The organism is Devosia sp. P2_G7 (assembly GCF_056403495.1).
Map to the genome: position 1 here is coordinate 21,163 of NZ_JBFUFI010000004.1, position 15,125 is coordinate 36,287.

Here is a 15,125-nt window from a genome sequence, read left to right on the forward strand (position 1 = left end):
CTGGGCCTCTTACTCTGCTGCCTGCCGGAGACCGGCCTGCAGCGCGGCGCATTCGCCCATCGTCGCGGACGACCGCGCGATCGGGTTGGTGAGGTAGAAGTCGGCGACCGGAGACGTGAAGGTCGCGGACTTGGTCTTGATCGCGGCGCCCGCGAGCTTCTTCACATCGGCCACCGAACCGGCGGCGATCTGGTCGAGGCGCGCGAGATGCGGGAACTCGGCATAGATCGCAGCGCGCAGCCCAGTGAGCGAGTTGAACGGCAGAGGCTGGCCGAGGACGGCCGACAAGGCACGGAAGATCGCCCAGTCTTCCTTCGCCTCGCCCGGCGGGAACACGGCGCGCTCGGCGAGCTGCACGCGACCCTCGGTATTGACGTAGGTACCCGACTTCTCGGTGTAGGTGGCAGCCGGCAGGATGACGTCGGCGCGGTGTGCACCGGCATCGCCGTGCGTGCCGACATAGACGACGAACGCCTTGCCCATCGCCGCGGTGTCGTACTCATCGGCGCCCAGCAGGAACAGCACGTCGAGCTTGCCCTCGCCGGCGAGACCAACCTGGTCGGCCGAGCAGACGCCGCCATTGTGCGGCACGAAGCCGATATCGAGGCCGCCGACCCGACCTGCTGCGTTGTGCAGCAGCGCAAAGCCGTTCCAGCCCTCGGCGACATTTGCGCCGGTGGCGAGCTTGGCGGCGAGCGCGATGGTATCGCGGCCGATCTGCTTGGAGTGCGCGGCACCGTGCGAAACAGCTCCCTCGCCCACGATGATCAGCGGCTTCTTCGCGGCGGCCAGCTTCTCGGCAAAGCCGCCCTTGCCGGCGACGAGGTCGAGAAGGCCCGAAAAGCCATTGCCGAGGTATTCATAGTCATAGGTCAGGTCGGCCTGGTCGCCGATCACGGCGATCGGCATGCCCTTGGCGCGCCAGGCCTTGCGGATCCGGGCGTTAAGGACCGAAGCCTCCTTGCGCGGGTTCGAACCGATGATCAGGATAGCGTCGGCTTCTTCGATACCCGCGATCGTCGGGTTGAAGATGTAAGCCGAACGCGGCATCGACGGATCGATCCCCGACATCGCCGGACGGCTGTCGGTCATGCCGGAGCCCAGCGAGGTCATCAGCGCTTTCAGCGCGTACATGTCCTCGACCGAGGCAAGGTCGCCGGCGATCGCGCCGACCTTGTTGCCGCCACCCGAGGCCTTGATCGCCTTGGCAACCGCCGCGAATGCCTCATCCCAGGTGGCGGGCTTCAGCTTGCCGCCCGAGCGGACATACGGGCGATCGAGGCGCTGGCTCTTCAGGCCATCCCAGATGAACCGGGTCTTGTCCGAAATCCACTCTTCGTTGATCGCCTCATTGACGCGCGGCAGGATGCGCATCACTTCGCGACCACGGCTGTCGACCCGGATGTTGGAGCCGACGGCGTCCATCACGTCGATGGATTCGGTCTTCACCAGTTCCCACGGACGAGCCGCGAAGGCGTAGGGCTTCGAAGTCAAAGCGCCGACCGGGCAGAGGTCGATGACGTTGCCCGAGAGTTCGCTGGTGAGCGCCTTCTCGAGATACGAGGTGATCTCGGCATCTTCGCCACGGCCCAGGAGGCCCATCTCGGCGATACCGGCGACTTCGGTGGTGAAGCGGACGCAGCGCGTGCAGTGGATGCAGCGGTTCATCGACGTCTTCACCAGCGGCCCGAGATACTTGTCCTCAACGGCGCGCTTGTTCTCGGCGTAGCGGTTCTTGTCCACGCCATAGGCCATGGCCTGGTCCTGCAGGTCGCATTCGCCACCCTGGTCGCAGATCGGGCAATCCAGCGGGTGGTTGATGAGCAGGAACTCCATCACCCCTTCGCGGGCCTTCTTGACCATCGGGGTGTTGGTGAACATCTCCGGCGGCTCGCCGTTCGGGCCCGGACGCAGGTCCTTGACCGACATGGCGCAGCTGGCCTGCGGCTTCGGCGGCCCACCCTTCACCTCGACGAGGCACATGCGGCAGTTGCCGGCGACCGACAGGCGCTCGTGGTAGCAGAAGCGCGGGATCTCGGCGCCGGCGGCCTCGGCCGCCTGCATCAGCGTGTAGTAGTCCGGGACCTCGACGAGCGTGCCGTCGACCTTGATGCTGGCCATCAGTCTTACTCCGCCGCGATCGAGGGCACGGCGCCCTCGCTGGTCGAGGACCAGGTGTATTGGTCGATCCGCGCCTCGATGACGTCGCGGAAGTTGCGGATCAGCCCCTGGACAGGCCAGGCCGCCGCATCGCCGAGGGCGCAGATGGTGTGCCCTTCGATCTGCTTGGTCACTTCGAACAGCATGTCGATCTCGCGCTTCTGGGCGCGGCCTTCGACCATGCGCTCCATGACGCGCATCATCCAGCCGGTGCCTTCACGGCACGGCGTGCACTGGCCACAGCTCTCGTGCTTGAAGAAAGCCGCGATACGCCAGATCGCCTTGATGATGTCCGTGGACTTGTCCATGACGATCATGCCGCCGGTACCGAACGACGACTTCTTCTCGCGCATCCCGTCGAAATCGAGGATGGCGTCCATCATGTCTTCGCCGCGCACCACCGGACAGGAAGCGCCGCCCGGAATGACCGCCAGCAGGTTGTCCCAGCCGCCGCGGATGCCGCCGCAATGCTTCTCGATGACTTCGCGGAACGACACCCCTAGTGCGTCTTCGAAGGTCGCAGGCTTGTTCACATGGCCCGAGACCATGAACAGCTTGGTGCCGGTGTTGTTCGGACGGCCGATGCCGGCGAACCAGGCGCCGCCGCGGCGCAGGATTTCCGGGACCACGGCGATCGACTCGACGTTGTTGACGGTCGTCGGGTTGCCGTAGACGCCCATCGCCGCCGGGAACGGCGGCTTCAGGCGCGGCTGGCCCTTCTTGCCCTCCAGCGACTCCATCAGCGCGGTTTCTTCGCCGCAGATGTAGGCGCCGGCGCCGTGATGGACGACGATCTCGAAGTCCCAGCCATGGATGTTGTTCTTGCCGATCAGCTTGGCGTCGTAGGCCTGTTGCACGGCTTCCTCGAAGCGCTGGCGCTCGCGGATGAACTCGCCACGGATGTAGACGTAAGCGATGTGCGCGCCCATGGCGCGGCCGGCCAGGAGGCAGCCCTCGATCAGGTGATGCGGGTCGTGCCGCAGGATCTCGCGGTCCTTGCAGGTGCCGGGCTCGGACTCGTCGGCATTGACGAGAAGCTGGCTCGGGCGGCCGTCATTGACGCCCTCCTTGGGCATGAAGGTCCACTTCAGCGCGGTCGGGAAGCCGGCGCCGCCGCGGCCGCGGAGGCCCGAGCCCTTGACCTCGTTGACGATCCAGTCGCGACCGTTGTCGATGAACTTCTTGGTATCCTGCCAGCCACCGCGCGCCCGGGCGCCTTCGAGGCCCCAGTCGCCGTTGCCGTACAGATTGGTGAAGATGCGGTCTTTATCTTCCAGCATCACACACTGCCCTTCTTGGTGCGCGGCTTACCCGGCGCCTTGCCCGCATCGATCTTGCCGGCCGGCGATTCGGCGCCGGTGGCATCTTCTCGCATCGCCTTGTTCGGCTTGCCATCGGCCTTGGCGGCGGCATCTGCCTTCTTGCGCTCCGACTCAGCCTTGGCGACGGAGGCCTTGGGCGCACCCGCGGGCTCCTTGAGCGCCGGAGCGGCCTCTTCAGGAACGTCGCCACGCTTGCGACCGGGCTTGGTCGGCGCGGGTTCTGCCACCTTTGCGGCAGGAGCCGGGGCAGCCGCGGCGGGAGCCGCAGCAGCCGGAGCACCCGGAGCACCCGGAGCGGGCGCCGGAGCCGGCGGTGGCGGGAACGGCTTGTAGGTGCGCTTGGCGGTCGGCTTTTCCAGCAGCGTCGTCTGCCCACCCTCGGCGGCGCCGAACTGGCGCTGGATCTGCGGACCAGTGGGCACTTCGCTGCCCTTGCCGGCGGCGAACTTGTCGATCAGCGACTCGAGGCTATCGACCGTCAGGTCCTCGTACGTGTCGTTGCCGATCATCACCAGCGGAGCATTCACGCAGGCGCCGAGGCACTCGACCTCTTCCCAGCTCAGCGTGCCATCCGCATTGGTCTCGAACGGCTCGTGGTTGATCTTGTGCTGGCAGACCTCGCGCAGGTCTTCGGCGCCACGCAGCATGCAGGGCGTCGTGCCGCAGACGAGAATATGCGCCTTCGTGCCGACCGGCCGCAGCAGGAACTGCGTGTAGAAGGTCGCGACCTCGAGCACCCGGATGTAGGCCATGTCGAGCATCTTGGCGATCGACTCGATCGCCGCGCGGGTGATCCAGCCTTCCTGCTCCTGGGCACGCCACAGGATCGGGATCACGGCCGATTGCTGCCGGCCGGGCGGGTACTCAGCCATCTTCTTTTCAGCCCAGGCCTGGTTGGCCTTCGAGAAAGCAAAGCTCTCGGGCTGGACGGTCTCATCTGCGAGGCGGCGGACGGACATGCTCTATCCTGCGAAATCGACGCGGGCGATCTTGCCGCCCGCTATGGTGTAAATCGCGATCGCTTCGAAGCGCTCGCCATCCGGCGCGCGCCGGACGTCTTCGTGGTCGACGACAGTGTTTCCCGCCGCGATGCGGTTGATCAGGATCGCCTGGTTCTGCGGGAACTTGGCGAACATCGTCGCATAGCGCTCGCGGATGGCGGTCGCGCCGTCCTGGGTGATCTTGCCATCCGGGCCGGCAATGACGCAGTCATCGGCGTAGAACGTCATGAACGCGTCGAGATCCTGCGCGTTGTAGGCGTCGAGCTGGCCTTGGGCGAGTGCGGTGGGCGACATCAGCGGTCGACCTCGCCGAACACGATGTCGAGCGAGCCGAGGATGGCGGCGACGTCGGCCAGCATGTGCCCGCGGCAGAGGAAATCCATCGCCTGCAGGTGCGCAAAGCCTGGCGCGCGGATCTTGCAGCGGTACGGCTTGTTGGTGCCGTCGCTGACGAGATAGACGCCGAACTCGCCCTTCGGTGCTTCGACGGCGGCGTAAACCTCGCCGGCCGGCACCTTGTAGCCTTCGGTGTAGAGCTTGAAGTGATGGATCAGCGCTTCCATCGACTGCTTCATCTCGGCGCGCTTGGGCGGCACCACCTTGCCGTCGGTCGACGCCACCGGCCCCTGCCCTTCGGGCGAATTCAAGAGATCGAGCACCTGCTTCATGATGCGGATCGACTGGCGCATCTCGTCCATGCGGACGAGATAGCGGTCGTAGCAATCGCCGTTCTTGCCGACGGGAACGTCGAACTCGAGCCGGTCGTAGCACTCGTAGGGCTGGGCCTTGCGCAGGTCCCAGGCATCGCCCGAACCGCGCACCATGACGCCCGAGAAACCCCACTTCCATGCATCGTCGCGCGACACCACGCCGATATCGGCGTTGCGCTGCATGTAGATGCGGTTGCCGGTGAGCAGCTTTTCGAGATCGTCTAGCACTTTGAGGAACGGGTCGCAGAACGCGCCGATATCATCGATCAGCGCCTGCGGCAGGTCCTGGTGCACGCCGCCCGGCCGGAAATAGGCCGCATGCATGCGGCTGCCCGAGGCGCGCTCGTAGAAGATCATGAGCTTTTCGCGCTCGTCGAAACCCCAGAGCGGCGGGGTCAGCGCGCCGACGTCCATGGCCTGCGTCGTGCAGTTGAGCATGTGCGACAGCAGCCGCCCGATCTCGGCATAGAGAACGCGGATCAGCTGGCCTCGGAAAGGCACGGTGATGCCGAGCAGCTTTTCCACTGCGAGGCAGAACGCGTGCTCCTGGTTCATCGGTGCCACGTAGTCGAGCCGGTCGAAATACGGCACGGCCTGGAGGTAGGTCTTGGTCTCGATCAGCTTCTCCGTGCCGCGATGCAGCAGCCCGATATGCGGATCGACCCGCTCGACGACTTCACCGTCGAGTTCGAGGATCAGGCGCAGCACGCCGTGCGCCGACGGGTGGATCGGCCCGAAGTTGATCGTGAAATTGCGGACGTCGACTTCGGACATCAGTTCTTCGCCTTCTCGTCGCCGGGCAGCACGTAATCCGTACCCTCCCAAGGTGACAGGTAGTCAAACTGCCGGAATTCCTGCGGCAGCTTCACCGGCTCATAGACGACGCGCTTGCGCTCTTCGTCGTAGCGCACTTCGACATAGCCGGTGGTCGGGAAGTCCTTGCGCAGCGGGTAGCCGTCGAACCCGTAGTCGGTCAGCAGCCGGCGCAGGTCCGGATGCCCGGTGAACAGGATGCCGAACAGATCGTACGTCTCGCGCTCGAACCAGTCGGCGCCCGGGTACATGCCGGTGATCGACTGCACGGGCTGCGTGTCATCCGTCGTCAGCTTCAGCCGCACCCTGAGGTTCTGCTTGGGGCTGAGCAGGTGATAGACCACGTCGAAGCGCTCGTCGCGCTCCGGGAAGTCCACGCCGCACACGTCGATGATCGAAATGAATGCCTCGTGGTCGTGGAGGAACGTCGCCACGTCGATGATGGCATCGCGCTGGACCGACAGCGTCAGCTCGCCATAGGCCAGCTTGTGGTCGATGATCTTGTCGCCGAGCGCGTTACGGGCGCGTTCAGCGAGCGCCGCGAGCGGTGAAGGAATGGGGCCGTCAATCATGGCCGGTCCTAACGTTCGATCGTGCCGGTGCGGCGGATTTTCTTCTGCAGCAGCAGGATGCCGTAGAGCAGCGCCTCAGCTGTCGGCGGGCAACCCGGGACATAGATGTCCACGGGCATCACGCGGTCGCAGCCGCGCACCACCGAGTAGGAATAGTGATAGTAGCCGCCGCCATTGGCGCAGCTGCCCATCGAGATGACGTAGCGCGGCTCCGGCATCTGGTCGTAGACCTTGCGGAGGGCGGGAGCCATCTTGTTGGTGAGCGTGCCGGCGACGATCAAGACGTCCGCCTGGCGCGGCGAGGCGCGCGGCGCAGTGCCGAATCGCTCGATGTCGTAGCGCGGCATCGACATCTGGATCATTTCCACGGCGCAGCAGGCGAGGCCCGTCTGCATCCACATCAGCGATCCGGTACGCGCCCAGGTGATCAGCTGCGAGGCCGTCGAAACGAGGAAGCCCTTGTCCGCCAGCTCGGCGTTCACATCCGCCATGAACGGATCGTCGGCGCCGATCGGCTTGTTGGTGCGCGGGTCGATCAGGCCCTTGGGCTGCGGCGCGACCAGCGTCTGCTCACTCAATCCCATTCCAGCGCGCCCTTCTTCCATTCGTAGATAAAGCCGATAGTCAGTACCCCGAGGAAGATCATGACCGCCCAGAAGCCGAACCAGCCGACATCGCGGAAAGCCACGGCCCACGGGAACAGCAGCGCCACTTCGAGGTCGAACACGATGAACAGGATCGACACCAAGTAGAAGCGCACATCGAACTTCATGCGCGCGTCGTCGAACGCTTCAAACCCAGCCTCGAACGCCGACACCTTTTCCGGGTCCGGTCGCTTGTAGGCAACGATGAAGGGGGCAACCATGAGGGCCAGGCCGATAACGGCAGCCAGACCGACGAATATGATGATCGGCAGGTAGTTGCTGAGCAACTCGTTCATTGTGCAGCCTAATGGTCGGGCCGGCTGGGAGTGGCCGGCTCGCGCGGCCAGACGGGCGATTTTGGGCCCGCGAGACGACGCGACTTCGTGTGGCACGGGCTTAGCCCACGCCTTGCAGCGATTCAAGGAAAACTAATGTTGATCATTACGCTCAACTTAGCACGGGAATCCGGCTGAGACGCCCTGCCCGCAACGGTCTTCCGACGATTGTCGCTATCGGAGTGCTTTGCTCATGGTTGAGGCTGTGCAAACGCGTGACTGGCGATGCCGCGGGTCGCCGCGGAATCGCTAGAAATGGAACCGCGCGCCGAGGCTGAACTGGTCCTTCGGGTTGCCACCCTCGAGATCGAAGCCGCGCAGGTACTCGGCATTGACCGAGATATCGTCGCTGACCGCGTATTCGAGACCGCCACCCGCCAGCAGGTCACGCTCGCCGGTGCCGGTGAGCTCCATGCCGTAGCCGGCCGAGGCGTAGGCCAGCAGGTCATCGGTAACCAGCACGCCGCCGCGACCGGTAACCTGGCCGTAGGCTGTGTCTATGGTGTCGCTGGTCAGCCCATGCAGGGCCACCTCGCCGCCGACGAGGAAGAAGTCGAGCTGCGCATTCACGCCGGCCTCGATGCCCGCCCCGACCTCGCCGCCACGCGCCGGGCTGGATTGTACCACGCCGTAGACGCCAGCGTAGAAGCCGCTCCAGTCGAATCCGCTTGCGACAGGAACGCCGACGGCGCTGGAACCGACCGGCACGGTGATGAGGTCAGACGCAGCCGCGGCCCCTACCGTGCCGGCTAGTGCTGCTGCTGCAAGCATCAGTCGCAACGACATCCGCATGTCTGGTCTCCGAGATCGCCTCCAACAGACTTCAATGCACCACCCCGCCCCGCGGTTCCGACGCACCCAGGGGCTGGTACAATTGAAATGTGGTGAGGGGACGGTCCTTGCAAGGGCAGAGCATGGCGACCGCCATCAAGCGATCATCGCCACCCGGTATTCTTCAACAATGTGATGAGAAAGGGTGGCGCGAGAGACGGGGCTCGAACCCGCGACCTCCGGCGTGACAGGCCGGCGCTCTAACCAACTGAGCTACTCCCGCAGCGCTTGCGAACAAGTCGTCCGCGCAACGTGGCGTCCGTTTAGAGGGAGGGTCGGAGAGTGTCAAGCGCCGAAACCGCGCGCGCCGCATACTTTCTTCCAGCTTTTCCACGCCTGCCTGCAAATGCCTTTCCAGACTGGCGTTTTCCCCATCGAATGCGGTGTCGCTCGCTAAGCCCCCGCACCCGCCGGACGGATGTTGTGGTTGTGGCGGAACAGGTTCTCGGGGTCCCACTCGGCCTTGAGCGCGCGCAGCCGGGCAAGCTTGGCGGCGCCGAACGCCGCGTCGACTCGATCCTGCCCCTCGTTGCCGATGTAGTTGAGGTAGACCCGGCCGGTCGACCAGGGCTTCAGCACGGAGGCAATCTCCTTGACGCGGGCAATGTTGGCTTCGTTGTCGGCCGGATCCATCCAGCCGCAGATGTAGTGGACGTTCCACGGCGCGGTGCGCATGCCGAAGGCCGTCGCTTCTTCATCGACTCGCGACGGCGCGCCACCGCCGGGAACGAGGATGATGGCCGACTGCGGCGACACCGGCGTCAGCGCCAGCGCGGCATAGGCGTCGATCGCCTCCTCGGGCAGCTCGTTGAGGAAGTCGGCGGTCCAGTAGTTCTGCGAGCCGGGGAAGTTGCCGCCCATCTTCTGGAACTCGGTGTAAGGCATCGGCTGCACTAGGTCGGCCGCCGGCGGACCAAAGGCCCGGAACGGCGCCAGCACCCGCTGCCCTTCTTCCACGTCGCCGGCATAGATCAGTTGCACCACCACGATCGGCTTGCCGCGTGCCGGCTCGGGGACGAATGGCGCGTCGGGCGCGGTGGTGAAGGCCATTCCGGTGCCCACCTCATCCGGCGCGGTGCGCATGAAATCGCGAATGTGCCGCAACACGGCACCGGCCATCGGCGCCGGGTACATAAGCACGCCGGCCAGCACGATCGGGCCGAGCTTGTGCAGACGGAAGTGGAACGCCGTGACGATGCCGAAATTGCCGCCCCCACCGCGCAGCCCCCAGAACAGCTCTGGATTCTCGCTGGCGGACGCGACCACCTTGCGTCCGTTTGCGGTGACCACTTCGGCACTGATGAGATTGTCGCAGACGAAGCCGAACTTCCGCTCCAACCAGCCGCTGCCGCTGCCCAGCGACAGCCCGGCGACGCCGGTGGTGGGGTTTCGGCCACCGGTGAGCACGAGGCCGTATGCGGCAGTGGCCGCGTCGAACTCGCCCCAGTTCAGCCCGGCCTCGACGCGGCAGGTCTGCGCCGCAGGATCGATGGTCATCCCCTTCATGCCGCGCATATCGATGCACACCCCGCCGTCACAAACCGACGCACCGGTGACCGCATGGCCGCCGCCGAACACCGAGAGCGGCAAACCCTCTCGACGGGCAAGGCCGATGGCCAGCACCACGTCGTCGGCGCTGCTGCAGCGCGCGATCACCGCCGGCCGACGGTCGATCATGCCGTTGTAGACGCGGCGCGCGTCATCGTAGTCGGCATGGTCTGGGTGGATCAGGGTGCCCGCAAAACCAGGCAGATCAAAGCGGCTTACTTCGGCAATCGACATCAGAGCCCTCCCCTGGCCTAAGTCCGACGAACCGTGAAGTTTAGCGATGTGAGCCTACAGGGGGATTGTTGCGACGCACAGCCCAGATCGGAGTGCCACGGGTTGACGCCTCGCGGCCAAAACCCTAGTTAGTGCGCCTTCGTCGCGACCACGTCGCTGACGGGCGGTTAGCTCAGTTGGTAGAGCATCTCGTTTACACCGAGAGGGTCGGCGGTTCGAGACCGTCACCGCCCACCATTCCCCTCGAATGACCGACATGCGCTTGGCGCCAGCACCAAGCCAACTTCAGCGCCCTGCCCCAAAAAGCAAATGGCCCCGGCGGCAAGCGCACGGGGCCATGTGGTCTTGTCGACCGGAACGCGATCTTAGTTGATCGCGTCCTTGAGGCCCTTGCCGGGCTTGAACTTGGCCTGGTTGGAGGCCGGGATCTTGATCTCGGCGCCCGTTGCCGGGTTGCGGCCGATCGAAGCCTTGCGCTTGGAAACGGCAAACGTGCCGAAACCGACGAGGCGAACTTCTTCGCCCTTCTTCAGCGAAGCGGTGACGGCGTCAAACACGGCATCGACAGCCTCCCCAGCCTGGGCCTTGGTCAGGCCCGCCTTGTCGGCGACGACGCCGATCAGATCGTTCTTGTTAGACATAGCGTTTCCTCACTGTGGGATGCCCGCCCTCTGAGGCGAACCAAAACGCCGTGACCCTTCTTCGATTCTGCTCGGAACGCAAGGAAATCCGGGCTTTTCCGCAAGCTGGGCACAGCAATTCTGTTAATGAACTGTCAATTTAGGCTCAACTTTGTCAGCCTTCGGGCGTTACTGTGGCGAGCGGCGTTCTCCGGATGCCCAAAAGCAGCGGCAAAGCCAGCAAATACACGCCTCCCCCGACGATCCAGATCAGCCCCGGCCAGGTCGGTTTGAGGGCGAAATACACCATCGAGAAGAATAGCGGGCCGAATACTGCCGAGAGGCTGACGAGACTGGCGAGCACGCCCTGAAGCTTGCCCTGGTTGTCGGCATCGACCTGCTTTGTGGTGAGCGATTGCAGCGCCGGCATGCCGATGCCGCCGAGCGCGAACAGCGGGGCCAGCGCGAACACGATCCAGCCCTGCGTGGCGAAGCCCAGAATCAGCAGCGCGGTGAGCTCGCAGGCCATGCCCAGAATCATCGCCCAACGCTCGCCCAACCGCGCCGCGACCGGACCGGTGAGCAAGGCCTGCGCGCCGGCGTGGAAGAGCCCGAACGCCCCTAGCGAGAGCCCGATCATCAGGCCGTTCCACTGGAACATGTCCTGGCCGAACAGCGCCCAGATGGTGCCGTACATGGTGCCGACGAAATTCATGATCACGAAGATGGCCATCAGCGGCAGTAGCGCCGTGAAGCTGAACGCCCAGCCCAACGGCCGGAACGGGTTCAGCGTCTTGAAGTCGAACTTGGCGGAGCTGTCGCCCTTGCGCGATTCCGGCAGCACGAACAGCGCCAGCGCGAAGTTGACCGCGTTGAGGCCTGCCGCCACGAGGAACGGCGCCCGGACCCATATGTCGCCCAGAATGCCGCCGATCACCGGCCCGATGATGAAGCCGATGCCGAACATGGCGTGGAAGTAGCCGAAGCGCTTGGCGCGCTCCTCCTCGGCCGAAATGTCGGTGATATAGGCCGTGGCCACCGCCATGTTCGCACTGGTGACGCCGGCAATGGCGCGGCCCAGGACCAGCATCCAGAGCTCGGGCGCAAATGCCATGATCAGGTAGTCGATGGCGGCACCAGCCAGCGATAGCAGCAGCACCGGGCGCCGGCCATAGCGGTCGCTGAGCACCCCCAGCACCGGCGAGAACAGGAACTGCATCGCCGAATACAGCGCCAGCATGATGCCGATCAGTGTCGTCACCTCACCGGTATGGGTGACGTCCTCCAGCAGGCGCGGCAGAATCGGAAAGATCAGCCCGATGCCAACGGCGCCTAGCGTCACGGCGGCCAGGATCACGATAAGTGCTTTGTTCAACTCGGGGCCCTCCAGCCGGTCGATACGCGGGGCGCGTTCTTTATTCGTTCTTGTCTGCATTGGCAAATGAAATGCCAAAGTGGTGATCCGTACCAACTTGTGCCAGCCCGGTTGATCGACGACGCGGTTCTCACGCGTCACCTCGTGATCGCGGCTCTGCTCACCCCCACCCATCCTCCCCCGGGAGGTGCCCGCTGGTGGTTCTGGCACTATCGAAGCCCTACCCACGATGAGATAGTTGGACGACCCCCGGTCCTGCCACAAACGAAAACGGCGCCCTGAGGCGCCGTTTCCATTTTCATCACTGCAAGCCCGCTTAGTGCGGCAGGCTCGAGCCGGCTTCGTCGCCGTCGACGGTCGGGTCGACCACCGGCACTACGGCCGCCGGCTTGTCGTCGTCGTACTTCCATTCGATCGGCTCGGGCTGGCGGATCAGTGCGCGGCTCAGCACCTCGTCCATCCGGCTCACCGGGATGATCTCCATCCCCTCGGTCACGTTCTTCGGAATCTCCTTGAGATCCCGCGTGTTCTCCTCGGGGATCAGCACGGTCTTGATGCCCGAGCGGAGCGCCGCAAGGAGCTTTTCCTTGAGCCCGCCGATCGGCAGCACGCGGCCGCGCAGCGTCACCTCACCGGTCATCGCGATGTCGTGCCGCACCGGAATACCGGTCATCAGCGAGACGATCGCCGTGGCCATGCCGATGCCGGCGGACGGTCCATCCTTCGGCGTCGCGCCTTCCGGCACGTGCAGGTGGATGTCGCGCGTGTCGAACAGAGGCGGCTTGATGCCGAGATCGACAGCCCGCGAGCGAACGTAACCCGAGGCGGCAGTGATGGATTCCTTCATCACTTCCTTGAGGTTGCCGGTCACCGTCATGCGGCCCTTGCCATGCGTCATCACGCCTTCGATCGTCAGGATCTCGCCGCCGACCGAAGTCCAGGCGAGGCCCGTCACCGCGCCGACCTGCGGCTCGGCATCGATCTTGTCGTTCCGGAAGAATGCCGGCCCGAGATATTCCTCGAGCAGCTCCGGAGTGATGACCACCTTGGTCGACTTCTTGACCAGGATGTCGCGCACGGCCTTCCGCATCAGCTTGCTCAGCTCGCGCTTCAGGTTACGGACGCCGGCTTCACGGGTGTAGTTGCGGACCACGGCCATCAGCTGGTCATCGTCGATGACGAATTCCTTGGGCTGCAGGCCGTTTTCCTTCAGCGTCTCCGGGATCAGGTGGCGCCGGGCGATCTCGAACTTCTCCTCCTCGGTGTAACCCGAGAGGCGAATGATCTCCATGCGGTCCATCAGCGGGCCGGGGATGTTGAGCGTGTTCGAGGTGGTGACGAACATCACGTCCGAGAGGTCATAGTCGACCTCCAGATAGTGGTCGGCGAACGTGTGGTTCTGCTCCGGATCGAGCACTTCGAGCAGCGCCGACGACGGATCGCCACGGAAGTCCTGGCCCATCTTGTCGATCTCGTCGAGCAGGAACAGCGGATTGGACTTGCCCGCCTTCTTGAGCGACTGGATCACCTTGCCGGGCATGGAGCCGATATAGGTACGGCGATGGCCACGGATCTCGGCCTCGTCGCGGACGCCACCGAGTGCCATGCGCACGAACTCACGGCCGGTCGCCTTGGCAATCGACTTGCCAAGCGAGGTCTTGCCGACGCCCGGAGGGCCGACGAGGCAGAGGATCGGGCCCTTGAGCTTGCCGGTGCGGGACTGCACCGCCAGGTACTCGAGGATGCGCTCCTTGACCTTCTCGAGGCCGTAGTGATCCTCGTCCAGCACCTGCTCGGCGTAGACCAGGTCGCGCTTGACCTTGCTCTTCTTGCCCCACGGGAGCGTCAGCAGCCAATCGAGATAGTTGCGGACGACCGTCGCTTCCGCCGACATCGGGCTCATCGTCTTGAGCTTCTTGAGCTCGGCGTCGGCCTTGGTGCGGGCTTCCTTGGAAAGCTTGGTCTTCTTGATCTTCTCTTCGAGCTCGGTCAGCTCGTTCGAGCCTTCCTCGCCGTCGCCCAGCTCGCGCTGGATCGCCTTCATCTGCTCGTTGAGATAGTACTCACGCTGCGTCTTCTCCATCTGCCGCTTGACGCGGCTGCGGATGCGCTTCTCCACCTGCAGGACGCCGATCTCGCCTTCCATCAGGCCGAGAATCTTCTGCAGCCGCTCGCTCACCGAAACGGTGCCCAGCAGCTCTTCCTTCTGCTCGATCTTGATCACCAGGTGGCTGGCGATTGTGTCGGCAAGCTTGGAATGGTTGGTGATCTGGCTGACGGCGTTGACCACCTCGGCCGAGATCTTCTTGTTGAGCTTGACGTAGTTCTCGAACTCGGACTGGGCGGAACGCGCCATCGCCTCGAGTTCGGTCTCGTCTTCCTCGGGCTCCGGCAGCGTCGTGGCTTCGGCTTCGAAGTAATCGACGGTCTGCAGGTACTGGTCGATCTTGGCGCGGCGCAGGCCTTCGACCAGCACCTTGACGGTGCCGTCGGGCAGCTTCAGCAGCTGCAGCACCGAGGCGATGGTGCCGGTGGCATAAATCTCTTCAGGCGACGGATCGTCGTCCTGGGCATTCTTCTGGGTGACGACGAGGATGTGCTTGTCGTCGCGCATCACTTCTTCGAGCGCCTTCACCGACTTTTCGCGGCCGACGAAGAGCGGCACGATCATGCCCGGAAAGACAACGATATCGCGTAGCGGCAGCACCGGGTAAACCCGATCGCGATCGATTCCGGCGCCGCCTTGGGTAACGTCCGACATATTTGGTCCTTTCCTGGGCGCAGGGCTCAAAGGGAGGGAAGCGCGAGCCCGCGCCCGTCTAGCAATCGGGCCGGTCCCCACGATGGGCGGCGAGCCTGATTCTGCTGATTAAATAGGGCGCCCTCAGCAAAGGGCAAGTCAACCTACCCGTAATGACGGGTATGCCTGCAATGCGGCGCCACTGTGTGCTGCCGCTGCA

General features: G+C 64.5%; 13 protein-coding genes and 2 tRNA genes. 1 reads left to right on the top strand and 14 read right to left on the bottom strand.

Annotated elements, in window-relative coordinates; translation table 11 throughout:
- Positions 1-9 precede the first annotated feature (9 nt).
- The 11 genes from nuoG to AC1DWU_RS07990 all read right to left on the bottom strand — a co-directional run bounded on the left by nuoG (position 10) and on the right by AC1DWU_RS07990 (position 10,170).
- Positions 10-2,121: an NADH-quinone oxidoreductase subunit NuoG gene (gene nuoG / locus AC1DWU_RS07940; protein ID WP_477149435.1), complete on the bottom strand. Its 2,112-nt coding sequence runs from the start codon at positions 2,119-2,121 to the stop codon at positions 10-12.
- A 5-nt stretch (positions 2,122-2,126) separates the two neighbouring features.
- Positions 2,127-3,440: an NADH-quinone oxidoreductase subunit NuoF gene (nuoF, locus tag AC1DWU_RS07945; RefSeq protein ID WP_477149436.1), complete on the bottom strand. Its 1,314-nt coding sequence runs from the start codon at positions 3,438-3,440 to the stop codon at positions 2,127-2,129.
- Positions 3,440-4,441, bottom strand: coding sequence for an NADH-quinone oxidoreductase subunit NuoE (gene nuoE, locus AC1DWU_RS07950; protein WP_477149437.1), 1,002 nt, complete (start codon positions 4,439-4,441; stop codon positions 3,440-3,442). The genes nuoF and nuoE overlap by 1 nt, the downstream gene beginning before the upstream one ends.
- Before the next feature lie 3 nt (positions 4,442-4,444).
- The gene (locus tag AC1DWU_RS07955) at positions 4,445-4,777 is read right to left on the bottom strand and encodes a nuclear transport factor 2 family protein (protein WP_477149438.1); all 333 of its coding nucleotides are present in this window, start codon (positions 4,775-4,777) and stop codon (positions 4,445-4,447) included.
- Positions 4,777-5,967, bottom strand: coding sequence for an NADH-quinone oxidoreductase subunit D (locus AC1DWU_RS07960; RefSeq protein ID WP_477149439.1), 1,191 nt, complete (start codon positions 5,965-5,967; stop codon positions 4,777-4,779). The genes AC1DWU_RS07955 and AC1DWU_RS07960 overlap by 1 nt, the downstream gene beginning before the upstream one ends.
- Complete coding sequence (locus AC1DWU_RS07965; protein WP_477149440.1) at positions 5,967-6,578, bottom strand: NADH-quinone oxidoreductase subunit C; 612 nt, start codon at positions 6,576-6,578, stop codon at positions 5,967-5,969. The genes AC1DWU_RS07960 and AC1DWU_RS07965 overlap by 1 nt, the downstream gene beginning before the upstream one ends.
- An 8-nt stretch (positions 6,579-6,586) precedes the next feature.
- Positions 6,587-7,162 (bottom strand): NuoB/complex I 20 kDa subunit family protein, encoded by a 576-nt coding sequence (locus tag AC1DWU_RS07970; protein ID WP_055881654.1) that lies wholly within the window; start codon positions 7,160-7,162, stop codon positions 6,587-6,589.
- Complete coding sequence (locus AC1DWU_RS07975; RefSeq protein WP_477149441.1) at positions 7,153-7,518, bottom strand: NADH-quinone oxidoreductase subunit A; 366 nt, start codon at positions 7,516-7,518, stop codon at positions 7,153-7,155. Before AC1DWU_RS07975 ends, AC1DWU_RS07970 begins: the two co-directional genes overlap by 10 nt.
- A 288-nt stretch (positions 7,519-7,806) precedes the next feature.
- Positions 7,807-8,349 carry an outer membrane protein gene (locus AC1DWU_RS07980; RefSeq protein WP_477149442.1) on the bottom strand — a complete coding sequence of 181 codons (543 nt, stop codon included), beginning with the start codon at positions 8,347-8,349 and terminating at the stop codon, positions 7,807-7,809.
- Positions 8,350-8,534: 185 nt separating this feature from the next.
- Positions 8,535-8,611: transfer RNA gene (locus tag AC1DWU_RS07985), tRNA-Asp, on the bottom strand.
- A gap of 170 nt (positions 8,612-8,781) precedes the next feature.
- On the bottom strand, positions 8,782-10,170 hold the full coding sequence (locus AC1DWU_RS07990; protein WP_477149443.1) for an FAD-binding oxidoreductase: 1,389 nt from the start codon (positions 10,168-10,170) through the stop codon (positions 8,782-8,784).
- A 161-nt stretch (positions 10,171-10,331) separates the two neighbouring features.
- Here AC1DWU_RS07990 and AC1DWU_RS07995 point away from each other — a divergent pair.
- A tRNA-Val gene (locus AC1DWU_RS07995) sits at positions 10,332-10,407 on the top strand.
- A gap of 128 nt (positions 10,408-10,535) precedes the next feature.
- On the opposite strand, the gene AC1DWU_RS08000 is transcribed toward AC1DWU_RS07995, so the two are convergent.
- From AC1DWU_RS08000 to lon, 3 genes are all read right to left on the bottom strand, one after another.
- Positions 10,536-10,811 (bottom strand): HU family DNA-binding protein, encoded by a 276-nt coding sequence (locus tag AC1DWU_RS08000; protein ID WP_477149444.1) that lies wholly within the window; start codon positions 10,809-10,811, stop codon positions 10,536-10,538.
- 154 nt (positions 10,812-10,965) lie between these two features.
- Positions 10,966-12,165, bottom strand: coding sequence for a Tet(A)/Tet(B)/Tet(C) family tetracycline efflux MFS transporter (tet, locus tag AC1DWU_RS08005; RefSeq protein WP_477149445.1), 1,200 nt, complete (start codon positions 12,163-12,165; stop codon positions 10,966-10,968).
- 316 nt (positions 12,166-12,481) lie between these two features.
- Positions 12,482-14,926: an endopeptidase La gene (gene lon, locus AC1DWU_RS08010; RefSeq protein WP_477149446.1), complete on the bottom strand. Its 2,445-nt coding sequence runs from the start codon at positions 14,924-14,926 to the stop codon at positions 12,482-12,484.
- Positions 14,927-15,125 lie beyond the last annotated feature (199 nt).

Bases quoted from the DNA above. Each gene is read 5' to 3' on its own strand.
- nuoG (WP_477149435.1), bottom strand. From the start codon at position 2,121: ATGGCCAGCATCAAGGTCGACGGCACGCTCGTCGAGGTCCCGGACTAC.
- nuoF (WP_477149436.1), bottom strand. From the start codon at position 3,440: ATGCTGGAAGATAAAGACCGCATCTTCACCAATCTGTACGGCAACGGC.
- nuoE (WP_477149437.1), bottom strand. From the start codon at position 4,441: ATGTCCGTCCGCCGCCTCGCAGATGAGACCGTCCAGCCCGAGAGCTTT.
- AC1DWU_RS07955 (WP_477149438.1), bottom strand. From the start codon at position 4,777: ATGTCGCCCACCGCACTCGCCCAAGGCCAGCTCGACGCCTACAACGCG.
- AC1DWU_RS07960 (WP_477149439.1), bottom strand. From the start codon at position 5,967: ATGTCCGAAGTCGACGTCCGCAATTTCACGATCAACTTCGGGCCGATC.
- AC1DWU_RS07965 (WP_477149440.1), bottom strand. From the start codon at position 6,578: ATGATTGACGGCCCCATTCCTTCACCGCTCGCGGCGCTCGCTGAACGC.
- AC1DWU_RS07970 (WP_055881654.1), bottom strand. From the start codon at position 7,162: ATGGGATTGAGTGAGCAGACGCTGGTCGCGCCGCAGCCCAAGGGCCTG.
- AC1DWU_RS07975 (WP_477149441.1), bottom strand. From the start codon at position 7,518: ATGAACGAGTTGCTCAGCAACTACCTGCCGATCATCATATTCGTCGGT.
- AC1DWU_RS07980 (WP_477149442.1), bottom strand. From the start codon at position 8,349: ATGCGGATGTCGTTGCGACTGATGCTTGCAGCAGCAGCACTAGCCGGC.
- AC1DWU_RS07990 (WP_477149443.1), bottom strand. From the start codon at position 10,170: ATGTCGATTGCCGAAGTAAGCCGCTTTGATCTGCCTGGTTTTGCGGGC.
- AC1DWU_RS08000 (WP_477149444.1), bottom strand. From the start codon at position 10,811: ATGTCTAACAAGAACGATCTGATCGGCGTCGTCGCCGACAAGGCGGGC.
- lon (WP_477149446.1), bottom strand. From the start codon at position 14,926: ATGTCGGACGTTACCCAAGGCGGCGCCGGAATCGATCGCGATCGGGTT.